This window comes from Clostridium pacaense (genome assembly GCF_020709765.2).
GTDB classification, from domain to species: Bacteria; Bacillota; Clostridia; order Lachnospirales; family Lachnospiraceae; genus Enterocloster; species Enterocloster hominis.
The window spans coordinates 242,226-268,086 of record NZ_JAJFEB020000001.1 but is presented as its reverse complement, the minus strand read 5'-3'; the positions used below and the strand labels follow the sequence as shown (position 1 = coordinate 268,086).

The 25,861-nt window shown below is 48.1% G+C and carries 29 protein-coding genes and 1 pseudogene; 27 read left to right on the top strand and 3 right to left on the bottom strand.

Features of this window, described 5'->3' with window-relative positions:
- Window positions 1-110 precede the first annotated feature (110 nt).
- The 17 genes and pseudogenes from LK536_RS30920 to LK536_RS30840 form a co-directional block, all read left to right on the top strand.
- Window positions 111-2,237, top strand: a complete 2,127-nt coding sequence (locus LK536_RS30920) for an AAA family ATPase (protein ID WP_008725598.1) — start codon at window positions 111-113, stop codon at window positions 2,235-2,237.
- Window positions 2,234-3,358: a hypothetical protein gene (locus LK536_RS30915; RefSeq protein ID WP_040382448.1), complete on the top strand. Its 1,125-nt coding sequence runs from the start codon at window positions 2,234-2,236 to the stop codon at window positions 3,356-3,358. Before LK536_RS30920 ends, LK536_RS30915 begins: the two co-directional genes overlap by 4 nt.
- Before the next feature lie 684 nt (window positions 3,359-4,042).
- Window positions 4,043-5,911, top strand: coding sequence for a TIGR03960 family B12-binding radical SAM protein (locus tag LK536_RS30910; RefSeq protein WP_227794897.1), 1,869 nt, complete (start codon window positions 4,043-4,045; stop codon window positions 5,909-5,911).
- A 3-nt stretch (window positions 5,912-5,914) separates the two neighbouring features.
- A complete protein-coding gene (locus tag LK536_RS30905) occupies window positions 5,915-6,697 on the top strand; it encodes a TIGR03936 family radical SAM-associated protein (protein ID WP_227794896.1) in 783 nt (260 codons plus the stop codon).
- Window positions 6,697-7,878 (top strand): ribonuclease E/G, encoded by a 1,182-nt coding sequence (locus LK536_RS30900; RefSeq protein ID WP_227794895.1) that lies wholly within the window; start codon window positions 6,697-6,699, stop codon window positions 7,876-7,878. The genes LK536_RS30905 and LK536_RS30900 overlap by 1 nt, the downstream gene beginning before the upstream one ends.
- Window positions 7,879-7,917: 39 nt before the next feature.
- Window positions 7,918-9,273, top strand: coding sequence for a Trk system potassium transporter TrkA (gene trkA, locus LK536_RS30895; protein WP_008725611.1), 1,356 nt, complete (start codon window positions 7,918-7,920; stop codon window positions 9,271-9,273).
- A 13-nt stretch (window positions 9,274-9,286) separates the two neighbouring features.
- Window positions 9,287-10,726 carry a TrkH family potassium uptake protein gene (locus LK536_RS30890; protein WP_227794894.1) on the top strand — a complete coding sequence of 480 codons (1,440 nt, stop codon included), beginning with the start codon at window positions 9,287-9,289 and terminating at the stop codon, window positions 10,724-10,726.
- A 132-nt stretch (window positions 10,727-10,858) separates the two neighbouring features.
- On the top strand, window positions 10,859-11,659 hold the full coding sequence (locus tag LK536_RS30885) for a hypothetical protein (RefSeq protein WP_227794893.1): 801 nt from the start codon (window positions 10,859-10,861) through the stop codon (window positions 11,657-11,659).
- Between the two features lie 159 nt (window positions 11,660-11,818).
- Window positions 11,819-12,127 (top strand): 50S ribosomal protein L21, encoded by a 309-nt coding sequence (rplU, locus tag LK536_RS30880; RefSeq protein WP_007864499.1) that lies wholly within the window; start codon window positions 11,819-11,821, stop codon window positions 12,125-12,127.
- 11 nt (window positions 12,128-12,138) lie between these two features.
- Complete coding sequence (locus tag LK536_RS30875; protein WP_008725619.1) at window positions 12,139-12,486, top strand: ribosomal-processing cysteine protease Prp; 348 nt, start codon at window positions 12,139-12,141, stop codon at window positions 12,484-12,486.
- A gap of 33 nt (window positions 12,487-12,519) precedes the next feature.
- On the top strand, window positions 12,520-12,810 hold the full coding sequence (gene rpmA / locus LK536_RS30870) for a 50S ribosomal protein L27 (protein ID WP_008725620.1): 291 nt from the start codon (window positions 12,520-12,522) through the stop codon (window positions 12,808-12,810).
- 89 nt (window positions 12,811-12,899) lie between these two features.
- Entirely contained in the window at window positions 12,900-14,189 is a 1,290-nt protein-coding gene (gene obgE / locus LK536_RS30865) for a GTPase ObgE (protein ID WP_025487358.1), read from the top strand.
- Between the two features lie 11 nt (window positions 14,190-14,200).
- Window positions 14,201-14,500 (top strand): ribosome assembly RNA-binding protein YhbY, encoded by a 300-nt coding sequence (yhbY, locus tag LK536_RS30860; RefSeq protein WP_008725624.1) that lies wholly within the window; start codon window positions 14,201-14,203, stop codon window positions 14,498-14,500.
- Between the two features lie 15 nt (window positions 14,501-14,515).
- A complete protein-coding gene (gene nadD, locus LK536_RS30855) occupies window positions 14,516-15,154 on the top strand; it encodes a nicotinate-nucleotide adenylyltransferase (RefSeq protein ID WP_227794892.1) in 639 nt (212 codons plus the stop codon).
- Complete coding sequence (yqeK, locus tag LK536_RS30850; RefSeq protein WP_506092017.1) at window positions 15,141-15,776, top strand: bis(5'-nucleosyl)-tetraphosphatase (symmetrical) YqeK; 636 nt, start codon at window positions 15,141-15,143, stop codon at window positions 15,774-15,776. The genes nadD and yqeK overlap by 14 nt, the downstream gene beginning before the upstream one ends.
- A complete protein-coding gene (rsfS, locus tag LK536_RS30845; protein ID WP_008725630.1) occupies window positions 15,754-16,104 on the top strand; it encodes a ribosome silencing factor in 351 nt (116 codons plus the stop codon). Before yqeK ends, rsfS begins: the two co-directional genes overlap by 23 nt.
- Window positions 16,046-16,339, top strand: a pseudogene (locus LK536_RS30840) (DUF6783 domain-containing protein); the annotation flags it as partial. The gene rsfS and the pseudogene LK536_RS30840, both read left to right, overlap by 59 nt.
- On the opposite strand, the gene LK536_RS30835 reads toward LK536_RS30840, so the two are convergent.
- Window positions 16,298-16,516 (bottom strand): DUF6783 domain-containing protein, encoded by a 219-nt coding sequence (locus tag LK536_RS30835; protein ID WP_329602186.1) that lies wholly within the window; start codon window positions 16,514-16,516, stop codon window positions 16,298-16,300. The pseudogene LK536_RS30840 and the gene LK536_RS30835 sit on opposite strands and share 42 nt — an antisense overlap.
- A 167-nt stretch (window positions 16,517-16,683) precedes the next feature.
- On the opposite strand from LK536_RS30835, the gene LK536_RS30830 reads away from it, so the two are divergent.
- The gene (locus LK536_RS30830; protein ID WP_506092016.1) at window positions 16,684-16,818 is read left to right on the top strand and encodes a hypothetical protein; all 135 of its coding nucleotides are present in this window, start codon (window positions 16,684-16,686) and stop codon (window positions 16,816-16,818) included.
- A 31-nt stretch (window positions 16,819-16,849) separates the two neighbouring features.
- Here LK536_RS30830 and lexA read toward each other — a convergent pair whose 3' ends face one another.
- Window positions 16,850-17,464, bottom strand: a complete 615-nt coding sequence (gene lexA, locus LK536_RS30825; RefSeq protein WP_008725634.1) for a transcriptional repressor LexA — start codon at window positions 17,462-17,464, stop codon at window positions 16,850-16,852.
- Between the two features lie 182 nt (window positions 17,465-17,646).
- On the opposite strand from lexA, the gene yneA reads away from it, so the two are divergent.
- From yneA to atpC, 9 genes are all read left to right on the top strand, one after another.
- Entirely contained in the window at window positions 17,647-17,943 is a 297-nt protein-coding gene (gene yneA / locus LK536_RS30820; RefSeq protein WP_025487354.1) for a cell division suppressor protein YneA, read from the top strand.
- A gap of 447 nt (window positions 17,944-18,390) precedes the next feature.
- The gene (locus LK536_RS30815) at window positions 18,391-19,080 is read left to right on the top strand and encodes a F0F1 ATP synthase subunit A (RefSeq protein ID WP_025487353.1); all 690 of its coding nucleotides are present in this window, start codon (window positions 18,391-18,393) and stop codon (window positions 19,078-19,080) included.
- 60 nt (window positions 19,081-19,140) lie between these two features.
- Entirely contained in the window at window positions 19,141-19,365 is a 225-nt protein-coding gene (gene atpE / locus LK536_RS30810) for an ATP synthase F0 subunit C (protein ID WP_008725639.1), read from the top strand.
- A gap of 24 nt (window positions 19,366-19,389) precedes the next feature.
- Entirely contained in the window at window positions 19,390-19,881 is a 492-nt protein-coding gene (gene atpF / locus LK536_RS30805) for a F0F1 ATP synthase subunit B (protein WP_008725640.1), read from the top strand.
- Window positions 19,874-20,389, top strand: a complete 516-nt coding sequence (atpH, locus tag LK536_RS30800) for an ATP synthase F1 subunit delta (RefSeq protein WP_227795172.1) — start codon at window positions 19,874-19,876, stop codon at window positions 20,387-20,389. The genes atpF and atpH overlap by 8 nt, the downstream gene beginning before the upstream one ends.
- A gap of 10 nt (window positions 20,390-20,399) precedes the next feature.
- Complete coding sequence (gene atpA / locus LK536_RS30795; RefSeq protein WP_008725643.1) at window positions 20,400-21,908, top strand: F0F1 ATP synthase subunit alpha; 1,509 nt, start codon at window positions 20,400-20,402, stop codon at window positions 21,906-21,908.
- A 19-nt stretch (window positions 21,909-21,927) separates the two neighbouring features.
- Window positions 21,928-22,824 (top strand): ATP synthase F1 subunit gamma, encoded by an 897-nt coding sequence (gene atpG, locus LK536_RS30790; protein ID WP_025487344.1) that lies wholly within the window; start codon window positions 21,928-21,930, stop codon window positions 22,822-22,824.
- A gap of 18 nt (window positions 22,825-22,842) precedes the next feature.
- Window positions 22,843-24,243: a F0F1 ATP synthase subunit beta gene (atpD, locus tag LK536_RS30785; RefSeq protein WP_227794891.1), complete on the top strand. Its 1,401-nt coding sequence runs from the start codon at window positions 22,843-22,845 to the stop codon at window positions 24,241-24,243.
- A gap of 32 nt (window positions 24,244-24,275) precedes the next feature.
- The gene (gene atpC / locus LK536_RS30780) at window positions 24,276-24,692 is read left to right on the top strand and encodes an ATP synthase F1 subunit epsilon (RefSeq protein WP_008725649.1); all 417 of its coding nucleotides are present in this window, start codon (window positions 24,276-24,278) and stop codon (window positions 24,690-24,692) included.
- Window positions 24,693-24,772: 80 nt separating this feature from the next.
- On the opposite strand, the gene LK536_RS30775 is transcribed toward atpC, so the two are convergent.
- Window positions 24,773-25,663 (bottom strand): LysR family transcriptional regulator, encoded by an 891-nt coding sequence (locus LK536_RS30775; protein WP_008725651.1) that lies wholly within the window; start codon window positions 25,661-25,663, stop codon window positions 24,773-24,775.
- Between the last annotated feature and the right edge of the window lie 198 nt (window positions 25,664-25,861).

Genomic DNA, 25,861 nt, shown 5'->3' with positions numbered 1-25,861 from the left:
TACATTTGGTTTATAGAAAAAGAAGAGGATGTATTATTTGTGCGCTATCAAAATATTAATTATAGAAAATATGAAACAGATAAAACTGATATTACACTGGGGGGACGGCTGTGGGACTTATCTACTTATACATCCATAAATATAGAAATATCGAAAAAATGGAACTTAACTTTGGAACGGATTTGCGCTTACATTATGACTGGCAGACGGGGATTCTCAAGGGGTGGCCTGTTGAGAAGACATTGCCATCTGGTTTTTGGGGTGATAATATTAGCAATCTGACACTGATTGTAGGGAATAACGGTTCTGGAAAAACAAGCGTTATGCATTGTCTGATAGACAGCCTCTGTGAGACGGTGGGAAACAGGCAGTGTGATGGGAGCGCTTTTCTGGTATTGAAAGAAGATAAGCATGTATATATTTATAAGACTGTAAATGGAAATAGTATAGATATTAAGTTTGAAGCCGATTTATCTGGAGCATGGAATGTTTCAATTATGGATAAAGGTGATATGTACTGTTATTTAAAGAAGACAAAACTGATTTATATGACGAATGCATTGACACAGGCTGATTTATATCGCAACCAATTAGAACGATATGGTAAGTTCGATTTTTTTTATGACTGTTCAGCAAGCGCTCTCATAAAAAATGATGCTGAATTGGATGTGAACAGGGAATTCAGAAGTGGAAATACACATATAGCAGAGTTGGAAACATATTTTATATACGAACAGTACAAACAGATTAAATTCGTTTTTGACAGAAATCAGTATAAAATACTGCAGGATATGAAAAAATGTGGTTACCCGGTTCCTGTTCCAGAGCGCTTATATATTAATCTTCTGCTGGACAATCAGATTGATACAGACAAATTGGGACTGGAACAGAACTTTGAAGCTAAACTATTTGGATTGGATGCAAAACAGCTTGAAAAGCAATATGACAGATGGGCAGAAAATCCGAATGCTTCGGATGCTCCCAATTTCCCTGTTTTACATCTGGGATACCAGCTATGCAGAGGATGCATTCTTTGTGCGTTCCGAAGTATACTGCGGTGCCTGAGTGACAAACAGACAGACGATTTCGTTCAGTGGCTGAAGTCACTAATGGAAGTAATAGAAGAGGACCCGGCAGCATATACATTTATGACGATTATATCAGAATTGTGGGATTTCCTGGAGCTTGAATTAGGGAAAGAATTCAATGATGAACTACAACGATTTTTCAGATTGCAGAATGCATTTTTGGATTTTTTGGATTTTGTAAAGAAACCAACGGAACTACAAAATCATTTTCAAATAGAGAGTTCAGATAATAATTTACCATATACTTATATGATATCCAATTACAGGATATTCGTAAAAACAGATGATACGGAATGGTTCATGTCATTCCTGCAGAAGTACCGCTATATATGCGAGCCGGATTATTTCCTTGATTTTTCATGGGGATTAAGCAGTGGGGAAAATAATCTCCTAAGTATGTTTGCGTCCTTTTATTATATTTTTGGCGCTGATTATACAAATCAGACACATGGAAATTATAAAATTGAGAATCGATGGTATGGAATTCATATGGTTGAATGTGACAGTGTGATACTTCTGATAGATGAGGCTGATCTTACATATCATCCGGAATGGCAGCGGGAGTATATCGGGTTACTCACACAATTCTTAACGAGGATTTATCCGGAATCCTGTTGCGATAATATACAGATCATACTATCGACCCATTCGCCGCTTTTATTGGGGGATGTCCCAGAGTCAAATGTGATTTATTTAAAATCCGACTTAAGTACAAGAAAGATAATAATTGACGGAAATAATCATATCGGGACATTTGGACAAAATATACACCTTCTTTTACGAGATGGATTTTTTCTGGAAAGTACGCTGGGGCATTTTGCACAGGAGAAAATAAACAATATCATAATTGCTGTAAATGAAATAAAAAAGAAAATCGAGAAAGCAAAAAAACAACCTTCTTCTAAAAGAAATAAGGCTTTATCCAAAATTGCAAAGCAAACCCTAAAACCGTTAGAGAATGTATATAAGCCTATGGCGGAATTGATAGCAGAACCTATTGTCCGCAATAAACTATTAAATGAGATTGACGCTGTGATATATACGCTTACCAGTGAAAAAGAAGACATGGAGTTTGCGGATATGTCAGATGATGAATTAATAAGTCAAATTAAAAAGTTAAAGGCAGAGCAGCGAAGGAGGAAAAAATGATACGGATTAAACCATATATGGAGCATCCGGAAGGAAAAAAGATTAGGGATCTGTATCTGTATATGATTGCAAAAGTTATGCCATTCAGACCCGAAGATATTTTGGGGACGGATGTTATTATAGTAGAAGGGGAAGAAATACGGGCAGAAAATTTTATTGAACAATCAGGAAAACGGCCTTGTTCAGATGATGAACATATGGATAAGAATCAACGATTTGAAGCAGATTATCTGATTGCAGCCAGGACGGTTTACCGTGTGGATCAGAAACTTTATGATTTCATTTATGATGAAAAACTGGATGAGGAGAATCCAGGGAAAATTCCCAAAGTGAATCAGGAAAATCTGCATAGACTCCTGTTTTCGAGAATGGATTATCTGGATCAGGATATAAAAGAACTGCCAAAGATACAAGGGGATGATGCCAAGTTATTATTGAATCTGGTTTTCAGATATAAGGCATTTTCAAGAAGTGCCTATATTTCTAAACTATCAGGCTATATGGATGTGAAGGTGTGTCCATATTGTAACCGTTCATACACAGTCACGCTTTCGAAAGGCAAAGGAAAGTCACGTCCACAGTTTGATCATTTTAAAAGTAAAATGAAATATCCATATTTTGCATTATCACTTTTGAATCTGATACCATGTTGTGGTCTATGTAATCAGGCAAAGCTTGAACGTGAGAACAATATCCTGTATCCGTATTTTGATGAAATGGGAACGGATATCCTGTTTCGAACTCAGATAGAGAACGGAATTCGGTATCTGACAGGGGCAGAACAGACAGAAGATGAGTTTAGCGTGGTTTTGGAGGCCGTAAATGATGTGGACACAGATATCGTAATCCGATCCGTACAGTCTGACCAGGTATTCCATTTAACAGAATTATATAATGAGCATAAAGATTATATTTTAAAAATGTTTAGCAAGCGATATATATTTAATGATTCATATCTGAAAATGCTGTATCAGATATTTGGCGGGCTTTTTTCTTCAGAAGATGAACTTAAAAGCACTTTGTATTTGATGAGCCTTAATAAAAATGAGTGGGGAAAACGTCCGTTAGGAAAATTGACACACGATATTGACAGTGAGATTTCTGAACTAATAAGTAAATAGGCGTTGTTTAGTTTATAAAAGTGCCCCATAATTATGCCGTATATCGGATACTGTCGTGGATGGGGTTTCTTTACCTAAAAATACAATACAGGAGGTGTTGTGTAGCCAGAATAAGCCAGCTATGCAGCACCTCTTTGTCTGGATGACCAAGCAGCTGGTTCAACCGCCCATGGGTCCATCCGCCAGGCCCACAAGGAGAAGGGGACCTTCCGTGTTATAAAACAGGGGATGGCTGCGTACTGATATATGGAGTATTTTGGTGGAATATGATATACTTATCATATTCGGTATTTGGAATACTCTTTATCCTGAGGGGGAACCAGGTCATCAGCCACGGTGTTCCGGAGTATGACCGTTTCATTGATGGGATTCTTCAGACAGAAGGATTGCAGGTAATTATTTGTGCATTTTTACTGTATCATCCGAATCATGTTCTGCCGAATAGTGTTGCTTAATACCGTGAAATGAATTATAATTATGCATTGTGGCAGATTGTTTCGTCCCGTGTCATGTAGCTGGGATTAAAAATCGTTGTATTAAAAAAGCCTGATTTTTAGAAAAAGGGGTGAAAAAAGGAGCAAAGAAGAGCAGTTCAGGACACAGGTCCGGCTTCTTTTCAATTCATACCGGCCTTTACTATAAATCAAAAATACTGTGTAAAAGCACAATAAATAAGGAAAAATCATGAGAAAACTAGCATTAAATGATGAAGTGTTACTGAGCATTCAGCAGCCTGCCCGCTATATCGGCGGTGAGGTGAACATGGTGAATAAGGACCCCAAAAAAGTGGATATCCGCTTTGCCATGTGTTTCCCCGATGTTTACGAAATCGGCATGTCCCATCTGGGCATCCAGATCCTATACTCCATGTTCAACCAGCGGGATGACATATACTGCGAGCGTGTGTATTCCCCATGGATGGATTTAGACCCCATACTCAGGGAGAAGAAGATTCCGCTGTTTACCCTGGAGACCCAGGACCCGGTGAAGGATTTTGATTTCCTGGGAATTACCCTGCAGTATGAGATGTGTTATACCAATGTGCTCCAGATACTGGATCTGTCCCAGATTCCCCTTCACGCATGTGACAGGACGGAGGAGCATCCCATCGTAATAGGCGGAGGGCCATGCGCCTACAATCCGGAGCCGTTAGCAGGATTTTTTGATATATTCTATATCGGGGAAGGTGAAACCGTATATTTTGAGCTTATGGACCGTTACAAGGAAAATAAGAAAAAAGGCGGGACCAGACGCGGTTTCCTGGAGCTGGCAGCAGGGATACCCGGTATCTATGTGCCGGCATTTTATGATGTCGTTTATAAGGAAGACGGGACCATTGAGAGCTTCCTGCCCAATAACAGCCATGCCACGCCGGTGGTGACAAAACAGGTCGTAAGCAATATGGATGATGTGGGCTATATAGAAAAGCCGCTGGTGCCTTTTATTAAGGTGACACAGGACAGGGTGGTGCTGGAGATACAGCGCGGCTGTATCCGGGGCTGCAGGTTCTGCCAGGCCGGGGATGTGTACAGGCCCCTGAGGGAGCACAGCCTGGAATACCTGAAGCGCTATGCCTATGATATGTTGAAGAACACCGGACATGAGGAGATATCCCTGAGTTCCTTAAGCTCCAGTGACTACAGCCAGTTAGAAGGACTGGTGAATTTCCTGATTGATGAGTTTAAGGGGAAGGGAGTCAATATCTCCCTGCCGTCCCTGAGGATTGACGCATTTTCACTGGATGTCATGAGTAAGGTGCAGGATATTAAGAAGAGCAGCCTGACCTTTGCGCCTGAGGCTGGTTCCCAGCGTTTAAGGGATGTCATCAACAAAGGCCTGACCGAGGAGGTAATCCTCAAGGGGGCCAGGGATGCCTTTGAGTCTGGCTGGAACCGGGTGAAGCTGTATTTCATGCTGGGCCTTCCCACGGAAACCGTGGAGGACATGGAGGGGATTGCCCTGCTGTCCGAGAAAATAGCAGAAGAGTATTATGAGATACCGAAGGACCAGAGAAATGGCAAGGTGCAGATTGTGGCCAGTTCCTCATTCTTTGTTCCCAAGCCCTTTACCCCCTTCCAGTGGGCCAGGATGTGCACCAAGGAGGAGTTTATTGAGCGCGCCAACATAGTCCGCGGCAAGTTCCGGGAGATGAGGAACTATAAGAGCCTTAAATACAACTGGCATGAAGCGGAGCTGACTGTCCTTGAGGGCGTGCTGGCCAGAGGCGACAGGCGTGTGGGCGCCGTGATTGAAGAGGCATACCGCACAGGAGCCATCTATGATTCCTGGTCAGAATATTTTAACAATGATATATGGATGAAGGCATTTGAGACCTGCGGTGTGGACATCGGCTTCTATACCACCAGACAGCGTAGCCTGGACGAAATATTCCCGTGGGATTTCATTGATGCGGGAGTGACCAAGGAGTTCCTGATACGTGAGTGGAATGCCGCGGTCAATGAACAGGTAACGCCCAACTGCAGGCAGCGGTGTTCCGGCTGTGGGGCAAAATCATTTGGCAGCGGTGTCTGTTATGAAACGGTAAAGGGATAATATATGAAAATTCGGATTAAATTTAAAAAACACGGTACAATGAAATTTATCGGCCATCTGGATGTGATGCGGTATTTCCAGAAGGCCATCCGCCGTTCAGGGGTGGATATCTGTTACAGCGGCGGGTTCAGCCCCCATCAGGTCATGTCATTTGCAGCGCCCCTGGGCGTGGGGATTACCAGCAACGGGGAGTATGTGGACATAGAAGTGCAGGGCACAGAGGATTCTGAATCCATGGTTTGCCGCCTGAATCAGGTCATGTCAGAAGGGTTTGAGATTGTCAGTTACCGGGAATTGCCGGATACGGCGGGCAACGCCATGTCCATTGTGGCGGCCGCTGACTACAGGGTTGCCTTCCGCCCCGGCTATGAGCCGGAGGGAATGACGGCAGAGGACTGGTTCAGGGGTCTGGTGGATTTCTATGGACAGCCTCAGGTGATTGTCACCAAGAAGACCAAAAGGGGACAGACTGAGCTGGATATAAAACCCCTGGTCTATGAGCTTTACCTTGACCGGTGGGAGGAAGGGGGCCAGGAGGAAGGAACATCCCCGCATGAAAAGGACCGTCCAGCCCTTTTCATGAAAATCTCCACCGGAAGTTCCTCCAATATAAAGCCTGATTTGGTGCTGGATGCATATTATACCCATCTGGGCCTGGAACGGCCGGATTTCGCTTATCTGGTGCAGCGGGAAGAGGTATATGCCGACATGGCAATGGATGCGCAGAAGGAAAAGGGAAGCCATGAGTTTGTATCACTGGAACAGTTGGGGCAGGAAATATTGTAATGGACAGGCTGATTGTAACACAATTGAATGACCGGGTATGTACGGCTGCTGTATCCGGCAGCCGTATTACCCAGCTTATGATGGAGCCGGAGGATTCCTCCTCCCTGTTAAATAACATATATATCGGCAAGGTCCAGAAGGTGGTCGGCAATATCAATGCGGCCTTCGTGGACATAGGCGGTGGCAGGACAGGCTATTACAGCCTGGATGAAAACAAGGAGCATCTGTTTGCCTCACCCTCCACAGGGAAGCTGAAAGCCGGGGATGAAATCGTGGTCCAGGTAAGCCGGGACGCGGTAAAGACAAAGGCGCCGGTCCTGACCGGAAAGCTTGCATTTACCGGCAGGTACTGTGTACTTACCGCTGGGAAGACGGGAGTCGGTTTTTCCAATAAGATAGGGGACAATAAATATAAGGCAAGGGTCAGGAGCATGTTGAATGAGGCCCTGGCAGAAGATGGGGACCGGTTTGGCATTATTGTGCGCACCAACGGGGCCGGTGCAACGGATGAGGTGCTTTTGCAGGAATACAGGCAGCTGAAGGATATGTATCTGAAACTGTCAAAAGAAGCGTCCTGCCGTACCTGTTACAGCTGCATCTACAGGGCATTGCCGGGATATATCGCGGCTATCAGGGACTCCTACAGCGGCACACTGGATGGAATCGTGACGGACATACCTGCCTATTATGAAGAACTAAAGGATTATCTGGAGAAATACCAGGCAGAGGACGCGGATAAGCTGACCCTGTATGAGGATAAACTGCTTCCACTGTCCAAGCTTTACAGCCTGGATTCAGCCCTTGAACACGCCCTTAACAAGCATGTGTGGCTGAAATCCGGTGGATACCTTGTGATTGAGCCTACGGAAGCCATGGTTGTCATTGATGTGAATACAGGCAAATACTCAGGTAAAAAAAAGATGCAGGACACCATATGCAGGATTAATATGGAGGCCGCAGATGAAATTGGACGCCAGCTCAGGCTCCGGAACCTCTCGGGAATCATACTCATTGATTTTATCGATATGGAGCGGGAAGAGGACAGGGAAATGCTGATGCGCCATCTGGGGGACGTTGTTTCAAAGGACCCGGTCAAGACCACGGTGGTGGATATGACCAGGCTGAACCTGGTTGAGGTGACCAGGAAAAAAGTGAGGAAGCCGCTTTATGAGCAGGTCTGAACATAAAATATCACACAAAGGAGCAAAAGGGGAAGGAAAATGAAAATTATAATTGTTGGATGCGGCAAGGTGGGAACCACCCTGGCTGAACAGCTGAACAGGGAGCAGCATGATATCACGCTGATTGATTCGGATGCTGAAGCGCTGCAGGCAGTGGCTGACAGCATCGATGTCATGTGTGTCACGGGAAATGGCGCCGTGTATCAGGTACAGATGGAGGCTGGTATTAAAGAGGCAGACCTTCTGATTGCAACCACCAACTCAGATGAGCTGAACATGCTGTGCTGCCTGATTGCCAAGAAGGCAGGAAACTGCCACACCATTGCCCGTATCCGCAACCCTGAATATTCAGCCGAGATCAATTATATACGTGAGGAGTTAAACCTGTCCCTGGCCATTAACCCGGAACTGGCTGCTGCCAGGGAAATTGCCAGGCTGCTGCGTTTTCCAAGTGCAATCAAGATTGAGCCCTTTGCAAAAGGCAGGATTGAACTGCTGAAATTCCAGATTCCCCAGGGTTCCATCCTGGACAGGATGAAGGTGATGGAGGTGGTCAGCCGGTTAAAAAGCAATGTGCTGATCTGTGCTGTGGAGCGGGGCAATGAGGTGGTGATACCGGATGGAAACTTTGTCATGCTGGGCGGGGATAAAATCTCATTCATTGCGCCCCACTCTGATTCGGCTGAGTTCTTCCACAAGGCGGGGATTGAGAATAATACGGTTAACACCGCCATGTTCGTGGGCGGAGGAAGGCTGACCGTCTACCTTGCAAAGGCGCTGACCGGGGCCAAGATAAAGATTAAGATCATTGAGCAGGATGAGGAGCGGTGCCGGCTTCTCAGTGAACTGCTTCCGGAGGCCATGATCATCCACGGCGATGGCTCTGACCAGCAGCTTCTTCTGGAGGAAGGCATCCGCCAGACCGAGGCATTTGCATCCCTGACCGGTTTTGATGAGGAGAACATCATGCTTTCCCTGTATGCGGCCAGCCAGTCAAAAGCCAAGCTGATCACGAAAGTAAACAAGATTGCCTTTGAGAATGTCATCAATTCCCTGAACCTGGGAAGTGTGATTTACCCCAAGATGCTGACTGCGGACATCATACTTCAGTATGTGCGCGCCATGCAGAATTCCATGGGAAGCAACATTGAGACTTTATACAAAATCGTTGCGGACAAGGCCGAGGCGCTGGAGTTCAGGGTGAGGGAGGCATCGCCGGTTGTGGGAATCCCGCTGGAGGACCTGAGGACTAAGAGTAATCTTCTGGTTGCATGCATCAACCGGAACGGTAAATTCATCACTCCCCGAGGCAAGGATACAATCCAGGTAGGGGATACGGTCATCATCGTGACCACACACACAGGGCTTAACGACTTAAAGGATATCCTGAAGTAAAGGCGGGCTGGAAATGAATCGGAATATAATTATGTATATGCTGGGCTGGATAATGAACATTGAGGCCCTGTTTATGATGCTGCCTGTTCTGACAGCTGCTGTTTATAAGGAAAACATCGGTTTTATCTATCTTGGGGTGGCGGTTGTATGCGGACTGTTAGGCATTGCCTGTACCAGGAAAAAACCGAAGACGAAAATGTTCTTTGCAAGGGAAGGGTTTGTGACCGTATCCCTTGGCTGGATAGTATTGAGTTTTTTCGGCTGTATGCCCTTTGTCATCAGCGGGGAAATACCGCATATCATTGATGCCATGTTTGAGATTGTCTCCGGTTTTACCACCACCGGATCCAGTATCATCCCAAAGGTTGAGGATTTATCCAAGGCATCCCTGATGTGGAGAAGCTTTTCCCACTGGATTGGCGGCATGGGGATCCTGGTATTCATCCTTGCCATCCTTCCCATGGCAGGGGATTATAATATGCATATCATGCGTGCGGAGAGCCCGGGGCCTTCTGTGGGAAAGCTGGTGCCAAAGATAAGGATTACGGCCAAGCTTCTGTACACTATTTATTTCTGCATGACGATTGTGATGATGATTTTGCTCCTGATAGGGAAAATGCCCCTGTTTGACAGTATCTGCATGAGCTTTGGCGCGGCCGGTACAGGAGGCTTTGCCTGCCGTAATTCAGGACAGGCTGATTATACCGTGTACCAGCAGGGGGTCATTACCGTGTTCATGCTGCTGTTTGGCGTGAACTTTAACGTGTACTATCTGATGCTGATACGTAAGCCAAAGGATGCGTTCCGGTGTGAGGAGCTGAGGGGATATCTGGCCATTGTCGTGATTGCCATCCTCCTTATCACCATTAACATACGATCCCTTTTCCCGAGCCTGTTCATGGCCTTCCACCAGGCGGCCTTCCAGGTTTCATCCATCATCACAACCACGGGATATTCCACCATTGATTATAATGTATGGCCGGAATTTTCCAAGAGCATACTCCTGCTTATCATGTTCGTCGGCGCCTGTGCCGGAAGTACGGGCGGGGGTATGAAGGTATCCCGTATCATGATTGCATTTAAAGAAATCAAAAAAGAAATGGCATCCGTCATCCATCCGCGCAGTGTCAAGGTACTGAAGTATGAAGGAAAGCCCCTGGAACACAACACCCTGCGTTCCCTCAATGCCTATATCATTGTGTATTTCATGATATTTGCAATTTCCACGCTGATCATCAGCCTGGACAATTTTGATTTCATGACGTCCTTTTCAGCGGTGGCTGCCAATTTAAACAACATCGGGCCGGGGATGTCCGTGGTTGGTCCGGCTTCCAACTATTCCATGATGTCCTATCTGAGCAAGACCGTGCTCATATTCGACATGCTGGCAGGAAGGCTGGAGCTGTTCCCAATGCTGGTGCTCCTGTCGCCGGGAACCTGGAAACGCAGCTGATGCAGTGGGGATTGGCGGTATCACAGGATTGCATGTAATTGTGAAATGTAAGTGAAAAATCAGCGGCCTTCCTTGACTGATCCTGACGGGTATTGTATGCTTTTTTTATCCATGGATTAAGGAGGGATGCAGTTGACAGGAAAAACTGGAATACGGATCCGAAAAGGGATTCACAAATTGATATACACCGCAAGCGCTTCCCTGCTGGCAGCGGTGATTGCCAGCGGGACAGTGGCAGCGCAGAGCCAGGGAAATGGGCAGGATGCTGCCGGTGAAGGACTGGCGGCGTCAGGATGGGAACAAGAGGGATTACCGGATGGACAGGCTGCGGCAGATCCGGGTGCGGACGGACAGATTCAGGCAGATTTTGACACGGACGGACAGATCCAGGCAGAATCGGGGACGGCAGGACAGGCCGCGGCAGAAGCAGTGGCCGGACAGGAGGACATGCCTGAGATATATGGGCGCGGGAGCTATGTCATCGGACGGGACATGCCCCCTGGTGAGTATGCCGTGTTTACGGAAGATACTTCGGGGAACCGTGCATTTTCCTCCAGCACCCTTACTTTATATAAGAATGATTCAGATGAAAAAAAGATTGGAACCTTCCGTTTCCAGCACCACGGCCTGATTACCCTTTATAATGGCCAGCATCTGATCCTGTCAAAGGGGTACGCAGTACTGGCGGACCAGGCAGGCATTACCCCCGGACCCACAGGAATGTATAAGGCAGGACGTGATATGGAGCCTGGGACCTACCGTCTGACGCCCCTTACATCCGACGGCGCCCACTATGCCTTGTATAACGACGTGCGCTATTACTATGATTACATGGACGATTACCAGACCTTCTTCCAGCCGGTGGAGGTAACGGTGGCAGAAGGACAGTATATAGAACTGATGGATGTCAGCGCAATAGAAAAAGTAAATTAGCTGAAAAATAGTGGAAATTCCTGTTGACATCAGCAGATGGAAATGCTATTATAATCAAGTATGCCGCACAGCGAGGTTCTAAGATTCTGCCCATTTGTCTGAGGACAGGGAAGCAGGGACACCGAAGCTGGCGAGTAATGATTATAGGAGGTGCCTTTCATGTACGCGATTATAGCAACAGGCGGAAAGCAGTACAAGGTAGCAGAAGGCGATGTCATTAAGGTAGAGAGACTGGGCGCAGGCGCAGGCGAGACCGTAACATTTGACCAGGTGCTGGTTGTTAACAACGGCGAGCTGCAGATTGGATGCCCAACCGTATCCGGAGCAACTGTTACAGCAACAGTTGAGAAGGAAGGTAAGGCTAAGAAAGTTATCGTTTACAAGTATAAGAGGAAAACTGGCTATCATAAGAAGAACGGCCACAGACAGCTTTATACCCAGGTTAAGATTGACAAGATCAATGCTTAATCGTAAATGATATGATTAAAGCAACCGTATTAAAAGATTCCACAGATTCAGGCAATGTCATCTACAGGGGAATCGTGATGGAGGGACATGCTGGTTATGCAGAGGAAGGTGAGGATATCATCTGTGCTGCTGTATCTGCATTAGCCCTGAACTTTTTTAACTCGGTGGAGGCATTTACGGAAGATGAATTTGAAGGCGGGGCAGGCCAGGAGGACGTACAGTTCGAATTTTGCTTCACTTCAGATATAAGTCCTGAGTCACAGCTCCTTATGAATTCTCTTGTTCTGGGATTACGGAATATTGAGAAGGATTACGGGAAATCATATATTAATGTCAAGTATAAGGAAAGTCCACGATAAAATACATCGTGGAAAAGCAAGGAGGTGTAACACATGTTAAAGATGAACCTTCAATTATTCGCTCATAAGAAAGGTGTTGGTTCTACCAAGAACGGTAGAGACTCTGAGTCCCAGAGACTTGGCGCCAAGAGGGCTGACGGACAGTTCGTACTGGCAGGCAACATCCTGTACAGACAGCGCGGAACCCATATCCATCCTGGCAACAACGTAGGCAGAGGTAATGATGATACCTTATTTGCTTTAGTAGACGGAGTTGTTAAGTTTGAGAGGAAGGGCAGAGACAGGAAGCAGGTTTCTGTATATCCAAGGGCAATCAACGAATAATTTCGAAGGGCTCCATACTTGGCGTATGGAGCTCTTTTTTCTTCAACGGGAATATCCTGTTGGGGACAACACCACAGGAGGTGCTATGTATGTTTGCCGATAGTGCAAAAATATTTATTAAATCCGGCAAGGGCGGAGACGGTCATGTGTCATTCAGGCGCGAGCTTTACGTCCCCAACGGCGGTCCTGACGGAGGCGATGGAGGACGGGGCGGAGACGTCATTTTCCAGGTGGACAAAGGTAAGAACACACTGGTGGATTTCCGCCATGTCCGCAAATACATTGCCAGGGACGGGGAACAGGGCGGCAAGAAGCGCTGCCATGGAGCGGATGCAGAAGACCTGATAGTAAAGGTGCCTGAAGGTACCGTGATTAAGGATTTTGAATCCGGCAAGGTCATTGCCGATATGTCAGGGGATAACCAGCGGGAGGTAATCCTCCGGGGCGGCAAGGGCGGCCTTGGAAACATGCATTTTGCAACATCAACCATGCAGGTACCCAAATACGCCCAGCCGGGGCAGCCGGGAGCCGAACTGTTTGTACAGTTAGAGCTTAAGGTGATTGCGGACGTGGGACTGGTAGGATTTCCCAATGTTGGAAAGTCCACACTGCTGTCCGTTGTGAGCAATGCAAAGCCTGAAATTGCGAATTACCATTTTACAACCCTCAATCCCCATCTTGGCGTGGTAGACCTGGGGGATGGCGCCGGTTTTGTCATGGCTGATATTCCGGGCCTTATCGAGGGGGCATCCGAAGGCGTGGGCCTGGGACATGCCTTCCTTAAACACATTGAGCGCACTAAAGTGCTGGTCCATGTGGTGGACGGCGCTTCCGTGGAGGGCCGTGACCCGCTGGAGGATATACGTACCATTAACAAAGAGCTGGAGGCATATAACCCGGAACTGTTAAAGCGTCCCCAGGTCATTGCCGCCAACAAGATGGATGCCGTGTATTCAGAGGATGATTCCAATGAGATACTGGATGCGCTGAGGGCTGAATTTGAGCCAAAGGGCATCAAGGTATTTGCCATATCAGCTGTCAGCAGACAGGGGGTAAAGGAACTGCTTTACCATATCAATGACCTGTTAAAGACAGTGGACGATGCACCGGTTGTGTTTGAAAAAGAATTCGAGATTGAGTACCAGGGTGACCGGAACCTTCCATATACTGTTTCCAAGGAAGAGGAAGGACTTTATGTGGTGGAAGGGCCAAGAATCGAGAAGATGCTGGGATACACCAATCTGGACTCCGAGAAAGGCTTTGATTTCTTCCAGAAATTCCTCAAGAATACAGGAATCCTTAAGGAACTGGAAGAGGCAGGCATCAAAGAAGGGGATACGGTCCGTATATATGGACTGGAGTTTGATTATTATAAGTAAAAGGAGTTAATATGACGAGTAAGCAGAGAGCCTATCTCAAAGGCCTGGCCATGAACATTGTTCCTGTGTTCCAGATTGGCAAATCCAGCCTTACGCCTGAAATCACACAGGCAGTGGATGAAGCCCTGGAAGCCAGGGAACTGATTAAAATCACGGTCCTTAAGAACTGTCTGGACGATGGCAGGTCCATTGCTGAGGTATTGGCAGAGCGCACCCATTCACAGGTTGTGCAGGTAATCGGCAGGAAGATTGTACTTTACCGTCCGGCAAAGGAAGAGTCGAAACGTAAAATCGTGCTGCCTGAAAAATAAGGGAGAGGGATTTCTATGGCAAGGATAGGAATTCTGGGCGGGACATTTGACCCCATACACAACGGTCATCTGGAACTAGGGAAAAAGGCATACGAGGAATTCGGACTGGAACATGTCTGGTTCATGCCTTCCGGGATACCGCCCCACAAAAAGGATCATAGGATTACAGAGGGGAAGATGCGCCGGGACATGGTCCTGCTGGCAATCGCGGATATCCCCTGTTTTCTGTATTCGGATTTTGAAATGGAACGGAAGGGCAATACTTATACGGCCCAGACCCTTACACTCCTGAAAAAGGAGCGCGGTGAGGATGAGTTCTATTTTATAATAGGCGCGGATTCACTGTACGAAATCGAACACTGGTATCATCCGGAGCTGGTGATGGGACAGGCCGTGCTTCTGGTGGCCGGGAGGGCATACAAGACCCGGCACAGGACCATGGAGGAGCAGATTGCCTATCTTTCCCATAAGTACGGCGCTGTTATTTACCCAATCCACTGTCCGCAGATGGATGTGTCATCTGAGAAAATCAGGTCCGCGGTGGCGGAGGGGCTGTCAATCAGCGGTCTGGTGCCGGAGCCTGTGGAGGAATACATCCGGTCCCATGGATTGTATACCGATAACGTGCTGCAATGCCAGTATGAGGATGCGTAAGGAGGATTATATGGAGACACAATGCAGCCAGATCATGATGATGAGGAAAAAACTCAAGTCAAGACTGGACCCCATGCGCTATGAACATTCACTGAGTGTGTCATTTACCTGTATGAACCTGGCCATGCGCTATGGTTATGATATGGATAAGGCGGAACTGGCCGGTTTGATGCATGACTGTGGGAAACGTTATTCCGATGACGTAATATTGAGGAAATGCCTGAAACACGGGATTGAAGTGACGGAGGATGAGCTGAAGGCCTTGCCGGTCCTTCACGCAAAGTACGGCGCCTGGCTGGCAGAACATAAATATCAGATAATGGACCGGGAAATCCTGGACGCCATTGCCTGCCATACAACCGGTAAAACTGATATGACCACCCTGGATAAAATCCTTTATATTGCGGACTATATCGAGCCAAGGCGTTATAAGGCGGAGAATCTTCCAATTATACGGAAGATGGCATTTGAGGACCTGGATGACACCATGTACGCCATCCTGTCCGGAACCCTGGAATATCTGGACAAAAAGGGCGGGAACATCGACCCTATGACCGTAGAAGCATATGAATATTTTAAGAGGCTGAAAGGAGACAGCAATGAACTCAAAGGAAATGGTTAAACTGGCATACAAGGCCCTGAGCGATAAAAAGGGGGAGGATATTAAAATCATCGATATCCAGTCCGTATCGGTCCTGGCTGACTACTTCATCATTGCCGATGGAAGCAACCCCAACCAGGTTCAGGCCATGGCGGATAACGTGGAAGAAATCCTGGGAAAAGAGGGCTGTGAGTGCAAACAGATTGAGGGCTATCAGAATGCAAACTGGATCCTCATGGATTATAAGGATGTGATTGTCCATATCTTCTGTAAGGAGGACAGGCTGTTCTATGATTTGGAACGGATCTGGAGGGATGGGAAGACGTTTGTGGACGTTGAGGAACTGTAGTCTTGAGAGGGACGCAAGGGAAGAGGGAGGCCGAGGGAGGGCGCAGACCGTCCTGCCCTGGTTCCTGGTTTCCGCGGTGGGCCGGACTGGAACGCGTTTGAAAATTCATTCCCGCCGTCTGCCCGAAGGAATCCACCAGAGGTACCCCCTTCGGACAAAGCACGCCCCACTTCGCGGTATATTTGGCCCCAATTCAGTCAGCGTAGCCCGCTACGCCTCCAGCATCGGGACCAAATCTCCCACAAAGTGGGACGCACAGCCGACGGAAAGCAATTTTCAAACACGCTCTAAGGGGCCGGGATGCAAAAACAGAAGGTTCGCTGTCAATTACGGCGCAGGCTTGATGCCTGCCCCTCCATGGGCAGCCGGATTTGGGCGTGGAGCGCTCCAAATCCGCCTTCTGTTTTTGCATCCCGCCCCCTAGTCCGGCCGAACCGCTCCAAATGTCACCAGGACAGGACGGTCTGCGCCCTCCCTCAGCCTCCCTCTTCCCTTGCTGTGTATTGGCGGCAGCTGGGATTGGGGTTTTGTATCCCGTTTCCATATGGTTCATGGATGATTTGGCTTGAGTGAAGGCGGATGGCTGTGGGGATGCAGGATTCTGCTTTTTTGTTATATGCTGTTATGAAGGATGGTTGCGATAGGGCTGAAAAAGAGGAAAGAGGGTTGCAGGAATGCAGCCCTCTTTTAAATAATCTGAATTATTACATCTAAATCATTAAATACAAATCATTAACCTAATTAATTACATCATACGTATAAGGCCGATTACCTTGCCCAGAATCTCCACGTGGTCCGTGATGATGGGGTCCATGGCTTCGTTTTCCGGCTGCAGGCGGTAGTGGCCTTTTTCCTTATAAAAGCGCTTGACGGTAGCGGAGTCGTCTACCAGTGCCACTACAATCTCACCGTTCAATGCAGTGGGGCACTGTTCTATGATCAGCTGGTCGCCAGGCAGGATGCCGGCTCCGATCATGCTTTCACCTTTTACCTTTAACATGAAGGTCTCTGCGTTGGGAAGGGCCTCGGCCGGGAATGGGAAGTAATCCTCAATCCGTTCCTCTGCAAGGATGGGTTCCCCGGCAGCCACCGTGCCGATGAGCGGGATGTTGACCATCTCCCGGCGGTTGAAGTTGAAGGTGTCATCCAGGATCTCGATGGTCCTTGGCTTGGTTGGGTCGCGCCGTATGAATCCTTTTTCCTCCAGCGCTGAGAGGTGGGAGTGCACGGAAGATGTGGACTTTAAATGAACTGCTTCGCAGATCTCACGTACAGCGGGCGGATACCCCTTCTTAAGTATTGTTTCTTTTATGTATTCTAATATCTCCTGCTGTTTAGAAGTAATTTTATCCTGAGCCATATTCAACCTCCTGCATTTTCTATTCTTATAGTAACATATGTTCGGGTAAAATGCAAACCTTTGTTCGCTTTTTTGCCGGAAACCCATTGACAAACATGCGTTCTGGTGCTATATTATATACATACGAAAGAACACATGTTCTGTAGTGCGCGCATAACGGAACCGCCTTAGGGAGGTTGCATATGAGAAAGTTAATGGTTAAGTTAGTGGCTGCCTGTTTTGCTGTACTTTTATTTGTCACCATTTTCATGGGGCGTACTATGTTTACCTCCATGGCAAAGGAGGAGAGCGGGGCCACGCCGTATTATAAGAGTGTCCAGATACAGGAAGGGGACAGTCTGTGGGGGCTTGCCAGCCAGTATAAGGATGGAAGTTCCATGAGTACCCATGAGTATGTGGACCAGCTCAGGCAGATGAACAGCCTTAAGAAGGATACCATCCATGCGGGACAGTATCTGACCGTTGTTTATTATAAGTAGGAAGGCCTGTTGTTTATCATAGGATTACAGGGGATTGGTTGTTCCCTGCAGACAGAAGTGCATGGAAGCGCATATTTGTCTGCAGGGGATTTTTATTTTCATGATTCCATAAGGAATAACAGGTCTGAATGAACGGCATGGTTCATAGAGTGGTATAATGCGGGTCAGGTATGACGTGAGGTACCGGTTACATCTGCATATAATTTTCTGGAGTTTTTAGTGTGATTATAACAATTTTTTTAAGAAGCGTTAAAATTGTATAAAGAAAGAAATAAGATGCAGATAAAAATAACACAAATATTATAGCGGAATCTTATTATTTATTGTTCAAATTTAATTTTGATAACTTTAATATTATTAATTTATAAATAATATGTATTTGAAATTATAAAATACAGTGACTATAATAGGGCAATGCATAAGAGATGAGAAAGGGGGTTGGAAGATATGAGTGATTTAGTGGGATCATTGATGGAGGAGCTTAACTGCAACGTGGTGTTTACCATACCGCTGTTTGGCGGTATTCCCATACTTGAATCGGTTGTGGTGACCTGGATCATCATGGCGGTCCTCATGGCGGCGTCCCTGCTTCTGGTCCATGGCCTGAAGGTCAGGCAGATCAACAATAAGCAGGCGGCCCTGGAGAGCGGTATTTCCTTTATCTATGACTTCTTCGAAGGATTGCTGGGCAAGGACGGCAGGGATTACATACCATACCTGATTACAGTGGTGCTTTACATCGGGATAGCCAATATGATTGGGCTGTTTGGATTTAAGTCACCGACCAAGGATCTGAATGTAACCGCATCCCTGGCTGTCATGAGCATTGTGCTTGTGGAGACAGCGGGAATCCGCAAGAAGGGCGTCAAGGGCTGGATCAAGAGCTTTGCGGAGCCGATACCCATCATAGCCCCCATCAATGTGCTGGAGCTTTTCATCAGGCCGCTTTCGCTGTGTATGCGGTTGTTCGGCAATGTGTTGGGAGCCATTGTGGTCATGGCGCTTATCAAGCATCTGGTGCCTTTGGTGGTGCCTCTGCCGTTTAGTTTTTACTTTGATATATTTGACGGGGTGATACAGGCTTATGTATTCGTATTCCTCACGTCACTATATATAAAAGAGGCAATTGAAGACTGAGGTAAAGGCTGATGGCTTCAAATGGAATGAAAATTTTATGAGAAAAAGGAGAATTTTATTATGACAAGTTTAATCGCTATAGGTGCAGGTGTTGCAGTTCTTACAGGTATTGGTGCAGGTATCGGTATTGGTATGGCCACTTCCAAGGCAGTGGATGCCATAGCAAGACAGCCCGAGGCAGACGGCAAGATCACAAAGGCCCTGCTGTTAGGATGTGCCCTTGCCGAGGCAACCGCCATTTACGGCTTTGTAATCGGCCTTTTAATCATTCTGTTCTTAAAATAATCGATAGCAGGAAGGCGCTTTATTATGTTAAATCTAAACATTTGGAATATTGCCTGTACGGTCATTAACCTTCTGGTGCTCTACCTGTTCATGAAGCACTTCCTTGTTGCGCCGGTGCGGAAGATACTGGATGAGAGGAAGCAGATGATTGAACGTGACCTGGATGACGCGAAGGATACCAGGACACAGGCAGAACAGATGAAGACAGAGTATGAAGCTTCCATGAGCAACGCGGACCAGGAAGCCTCAAGGATCATAGAGGATGCCAGGGCAAGGGCGGGAGAGGAATATAACAGGATCCTGGACCAGGCAAAGAAGGATGCCGCAAAGAAGATGGAAGAGGCAGACAGGACCATTGCGCTGGAGCGGGAGAAAGCCATGAACGACCTTCAGGCCGGTGTTGCAGGGCTGGCCATGACGGCTGCCGCCAAACTCCTCAGTGAGCAGGCCGGACCGGACAGGGACAGGAACCTATATAACTCATTTTTAGCAGGATCAGGTGAGAGCAATGACTGAGAAGGCCAGGACATATGCCATTGTATTATATGAATTAGGAATCCCCGGACAGATGGTTGAGGATGCGGCCGGTATATTCAAAGAAAGCCAGCAGCTTATCAAGACCTTAACAAGCCCGGTGGTTCCGGCCAGGAGCAAGCACGCCATCATAGGAAAGATATTCAGGGAACCGGAATTCTCCGGACTCATGGTGAACTTCTTAAAAAAGGCTTGCGATGCGGGGTGCATCGGGCAGATGGAAGATATCGCTGATGCATGGCGGTCATATTCCCTTGAAAAAGAGGGCGTTATGGAGGCAGAACTTCATTATGTGACCATGCCGGGTGCGGCCCAGATTGCAGGAATGAAGCAGTTCCTATGCAGGATATACCATAAAAAGGATATCAGCCTTAAACTGGTGATGCAGCCTGACCTTATAGGCGGATTCGTCTTAAAGGCAGGGGATATAGAATATGACTACAGCCTGAAGGGGCAGCTGTCAAAGCTGCGCCAGGCTGTGGTAAGATAGGAGTCTTGATATGAGCACAATCAGTTCCCAGGAAATCATCTCCATCATAAAAAGCGAGATTGAGGATTTCGATACCAAGGCAGCCACACAGCAGGAGACAGGTTCTGTCATCTGGGTTGGCGACGGTATCGCTATTGTATACGGCATGGAGCATGCCATGTATGGAGAGATTGTAATATTTGAAAACGGTGTCCGGGGAATGGTCCAGGACATCCGCAAAGATGAAATAGGCGTCATCCTTTTTGGAAAGGATACTGAGATAAGCCAGGGCACCAAGGTGGTACGCACGAAAAAACGTGCCGGTGTGCCGGTCGGCAGTGGATTTTTAGGCAGGGTGGTCAATGCCCTGGGAGACCCCATTGACGGTCTTGGCCCGGTAAAAGAGGAAGATTACCGGCCGGTGGAGGAAGAAGCCCCCGGCATCGTGGACAGGAAATCAGTGGGCGTTCCCATGGAGACAGGTATACTTGCCATTGATTCCATGTTCCCCATTGGACGGGGACAGAGGGAGTTGATTATCGGTGACCGCCAGACCGGCAAGACCTCCATTGCCATTGATACCATATTGAACCAGAAGGGCAAGGACGTGGTCTGCATATATGTGGCAATCGGACAGAAGGCTTCCACGGTTGCAAAACTGGTATCCACCCTTAAGAAGAGCGGCGCCATGGATTACACCATCGTGATGTCCTCCACTGCCAGCGAGGCAGCCCCGCTGCAGTACATAGCGCCCTATTCAGGGACTGCCATGGCTGAGTTTTTCATGCATCAGGGAAAGGATGTACTGATTGTCTATGATGACCTTTCCAAGCATGCGGTGGCTTACAGGGCACTGTCCCTTTTGCTGGAGCGCTCACCTGGACGTGAGGCGTATCCCGGAGATGTATTCTATCTCCATTCAAGGCTTTTGGAGCGGTCCAGCAGGCTGAGTGATGCAAAGGGAGGCGGCTCCATCACGGCGCTGCCCATCATTGAGACCCAGGCAGGGGATGTATCCGCATATATCCCAACCAATGTGATTTCCATTACGGATGGCCAGATTTTCCTTGAAAGCGATCTGTTCTTTTCCGGAATGAGGCCCGCTGTCAATGTAGGTCTTTCCGTATCGCGTGTGGGCGGCGCTGCCCAGACCAAGGCCATGAAGAAGGCTTCGGGCAGTATCCGTATTGACCTGGCGCAGTACCGGGAGATGGAGGTATTCACCCAGTTCAGTTCGGACCTGGATGAGTCGACCAAGGAACAGCTGGCTTACGGCAAGCGTCTGATGGAACTGTTAAAGCAGCCTCTTGGAAGGCCTTTAAGCCTTCACGAGCAGGTCATCACGCTCTGCGCGGCAACCCACAAGGTAATGCTTGACGTGGATGTGGATAAGATTAAGGAATTCCAGATGGATATGCTGGGCTGGTTTGACGTGAAGCATCCTGAGATTGGCCGGGAGATTGAAGGGAATAAGACCCTGACAGATGATTTGGTACAGAGAATCGTGGACGCTGCCAACCAGTACAAGACGTCCATATAACCGGGAAGAGGGAGAGAATATGGCAAATGCAAGAGAAATCCTGAGCCGCATGAAAAGCGTCCAGGATACCAGGAAGATTACCAATGCCATGTACCTGATTTCCTCCACCAAGCTAAAGAAAAGCAAGAAGCTGCTGGAGGAGACAGAGCCTTACTTCTATACGCTGCAGGATTTAATCCGCCGTATCCTGCGCCATATGCCGGATGTGGAGCATTTTTACTTTAATCCCAGAAGCGAAATCAAGGGAGCGGACAGGACGAAGGGCCTTATTGTCATAACGGGCGATAAAGGGCTTGCAGGTGCTTATAACCACAATGTGTTAAAGATGGCCCAGGAGTGGATGGAACAGGGCGACAACCACCGCCTTTATGTGGTGGGGGAGCTGGGACGCCATTATTTTGCTTCCAAGCACATACCGGTGGAGGAACAGTTCCACTATACGGTACAGAATCCCACCATGCACAGGGCCAGGCTGATTTCCTCCACCGTGCTGGAGGATTATGAGCAAGGCCAGCTGGATGAGGTATGGATCCTTTATACCCAGATGATTAACAGCATGAAGATGGAGGCTGAGATTGTCCAGCTGCTTCCTTTGAAGCGGGAGGATTTCAGCAACATCGTGATTCCGGCTGACATCATCCAGGAGGAGATACAGATGGTCCCATCCCCCAGCGCGGTCATGGATAACGTGGTACCAAACTATGTGACAGGATTTATATTCGGCGCGCTGGTGGAGTCCTTCTGCAGCGAGCAGAATGCCAGGATGATGGCAATGCAGTCGGCCAGCGACAATGCCAATGCCATCTTAAGCGACCTGTCCATTGAATATAACCGTGTACGGCAGGCAGCTATTACCCAGGAGATAACGGAAGTAATCAGCGGTGCCAAGGCACAGAAAAAGAAACATAATTCGTAGATATAGAAGGAGGCAGCCATGAGCAAGGGAAAAATCATACAGGTCATGGGACCTGTTGTTGACGTGGCGTTTGAAGATGAACACCTTCCCCATATAAAAGACGCCCTGATTGTTGACAACCAGGGAAAGAAGTGCGTCATGGAGGTTGCACAGCATGTTGGCGGTAATGTGGTCCGCTGCATCATGCTGGCATCCAGTGACGGGCTGTGCAAGGATATGGAGGTGGAGCCAACCGGGGCAGGCATCAAGGTGCCGGTGGGCAAGAAGACCCTGGGCAGGCTTTTTAATGTCCTTGGCGATACCATTGACGGGGGACAGAGCCTGGAGGATGAGGAGAAGTGGGTGATTCACAGGGACCCGCCTTCTTTTGAGGACCAGAGTCCTGTCGTGGAGATGCTGGAGACAGGAATCAAGGTCATTGACCTGCTGGCCCCATATGCCAAGGGCGGCAAGATCGGCCTGTTCGGCGGCGCCGGTGTCGGCAAGACCGTCCTGATTCAGGAACTGATTACCAACATTGCAACGGAACACGGCGGCTATTCCATCTTTACCGGAGTGGGTGAGCGTTCCCGTGAGGGTAATGACCTTTGGACCGAGATGGGGGAATCCGGCGTACTGGAGAAAACAGCCCTGGTATTCGGGCAGATGAATGAACCGCCGGGCGCACGTATGCGCGTGGCTGAGACCGGACTTACCATGGCAGAGTATTTCAGGGATGTGGAGCATCAGAATGTGCTTCTGTTCATTGATAATATCTTCCGTTTCGTGCAGGCCGGTTCCGAGGTATCCGCCCTTCTTGGACGTATGCCTTCAGCGGTTGGCTACCAGCCCACCCTGGCCACCGAGGTAGGTGAGCTTCAGGAGAGGATTGCATCCACCAAGAACGGTTCCGTTACCTCGGTACAGGCCGTATATGTGCCTGCGGATGACCTGACGGACCCGGCCCCTGCAACTACCTTTGCCCACCTGGATGCAACCACGGTGCTTTCCAGGAAGATTGTGGAACAGGGTATCTATCCGGCCGTTGACCCGCTGGAATCCACCTCACGTATCCTGGAAGAGGATGTGGTAGGCAAGGAGCATTATGAGGTGGCTAACAAAGTACAGCAGATGCTCCAGAAGTACAAGGAACTTCAGGATATCATTGCAATCCTTGGAATGGAGGAGCTGTCGGAGGATGATAAGCTGACGGTAAACCGTGCCAGGAAGATCCAGCGTTTCCTGTCCCAGCCGTTCCATGTGGCTGAGAACTTTACAGGCGTGCTCGGCAAATATGTACCTGTAAAGGAAACCATCCGCGGTTTTAAGGCCATTATCGAGGGTGAGATGGATTCTTACCCGGAAGCCGCATTCTTCAATGTGGGAACCATTGACGAGGTGGTGGAAAAGGCCGGGACCATGGAACACAGTGAGTCCTGAGGTTTGGCTGATGCATAGAAAGGAGCCCGGATATGTCTACATTTTGGCTGAAAATAGTTGCCAGCGACCATATTTTCTATAATGGAAACTGTGAGACGCTGGTGGTCCCTGCCCATGATGGTGAGATGGGTATCCTTCCCCACCATGAGGCCATGATCCTGGCCGTTCAGGAAGGCGGACTGCGCTTTAGGGTGCCTCAGGAAACACAGTGGAGGGAAGCCATTGTGGGACGTGGGATCGTACAGGTGGCCAACAACCGTGTGACCATGCTTGTGGATACGGCGGAGAGGCCGGAAGATATTGACGCGGTAAGGGCCAGGGAAGCCCTTGAGCGGGCCGAGGAACAGATGCGGCAGAAGCAGAGCCTGCGGGAATTCAGGATGACCCAGGCATCCATGGCAAGGGCGCTGTCAAGGCTTAAGGGAAGCCATCTCAAGGAATTGGGATAAAACGGTTGAGTTAAAACCATTGAGATATAACCATTGGAAAATGGATTCATATGGATAAGATAATGGCTGCAGGTAAAAACCTACAGCCATTTTGAGTTCTGGATTAAAAAGTTGCAGAAATCCATGACAATGGGATTTTCCTTGCCATGGGCGGAGCACATAAGGATGATCTGGCGCCGGCAGGTCTGGTCCTTGATGGGAAGGAGCTTGACCGGGGAATGGGGGGACAGCGGACCCCATTCAGCAGACAGGGGACCCCATGAATACTGGGGCCAGAAGCCGATTCCCAGTCCGGCGGCAATGAGGTTGCGCACCGATTCCGTGGTGTCGCTCTCAAAGATTACTTTTGGCACGAAATCAGCTTCTGAAAAGTAGCTGTTGCATATCTGCCGGATGGGACGTGAACCTGCCAGGCAGATATATCCCGCATTCTTTGTGTCAGCCAGACGGATGGAATCCTTATCCCCATAAGGGGAATGGGTCGGAACGGCCAGGTACAGATCCTCCTCCAGCATGACCATATAGTCGGAATATTCGTCATTTTTAAGGTCTGAGCGTATGGCGGACACACACAGGTCAAAGTCCGCATTGGTATCGGATTGGTACAGCTGGAAGTTCACATCCGGCCGCAGGGTCCTGTATGCTATGATACGGTTGGTAATCAGGGTGGAAGCTGCCAAAAGCTTCAGATGGATGGTATGGCTGGACTGGTACTGGCCGGCCATAAGTTCCCCGGGAATCCGGTCAAGGGCGCTTATGATTGGAATCAGGCGCTTTTGCAGCAGCCGTCCTGCATCGTTTAATTCAATACTCCGGTTTTTCCTCTCAAACAGCGGAATCCCCAGTTCACTTTCCAGCCTGTGTATGGCCTGGGACAGAGCGGGCTGGGCAATCTGAAGGTGCTCGGCAGCCTTTGTCATGTGCTGGTATTCTGCGGTTGTAAGAAAATAGCGTAATTGTAATAATTCCATTTTTTACCTCTGCTTATTCATTTGTTCATCAATCATTATATAACACATTGCTTTTTTTTGCATGGAAAATTTGTTCCGGGCCTATTTGAGAAATATTCCCATCTATATACCTTGAAAATCCCTGGATTTACTGTTAAAATAACCATTGTAAGTTAGCTTAAACTAACTGAATGAAAATGATAACATCAAGGAGGCACC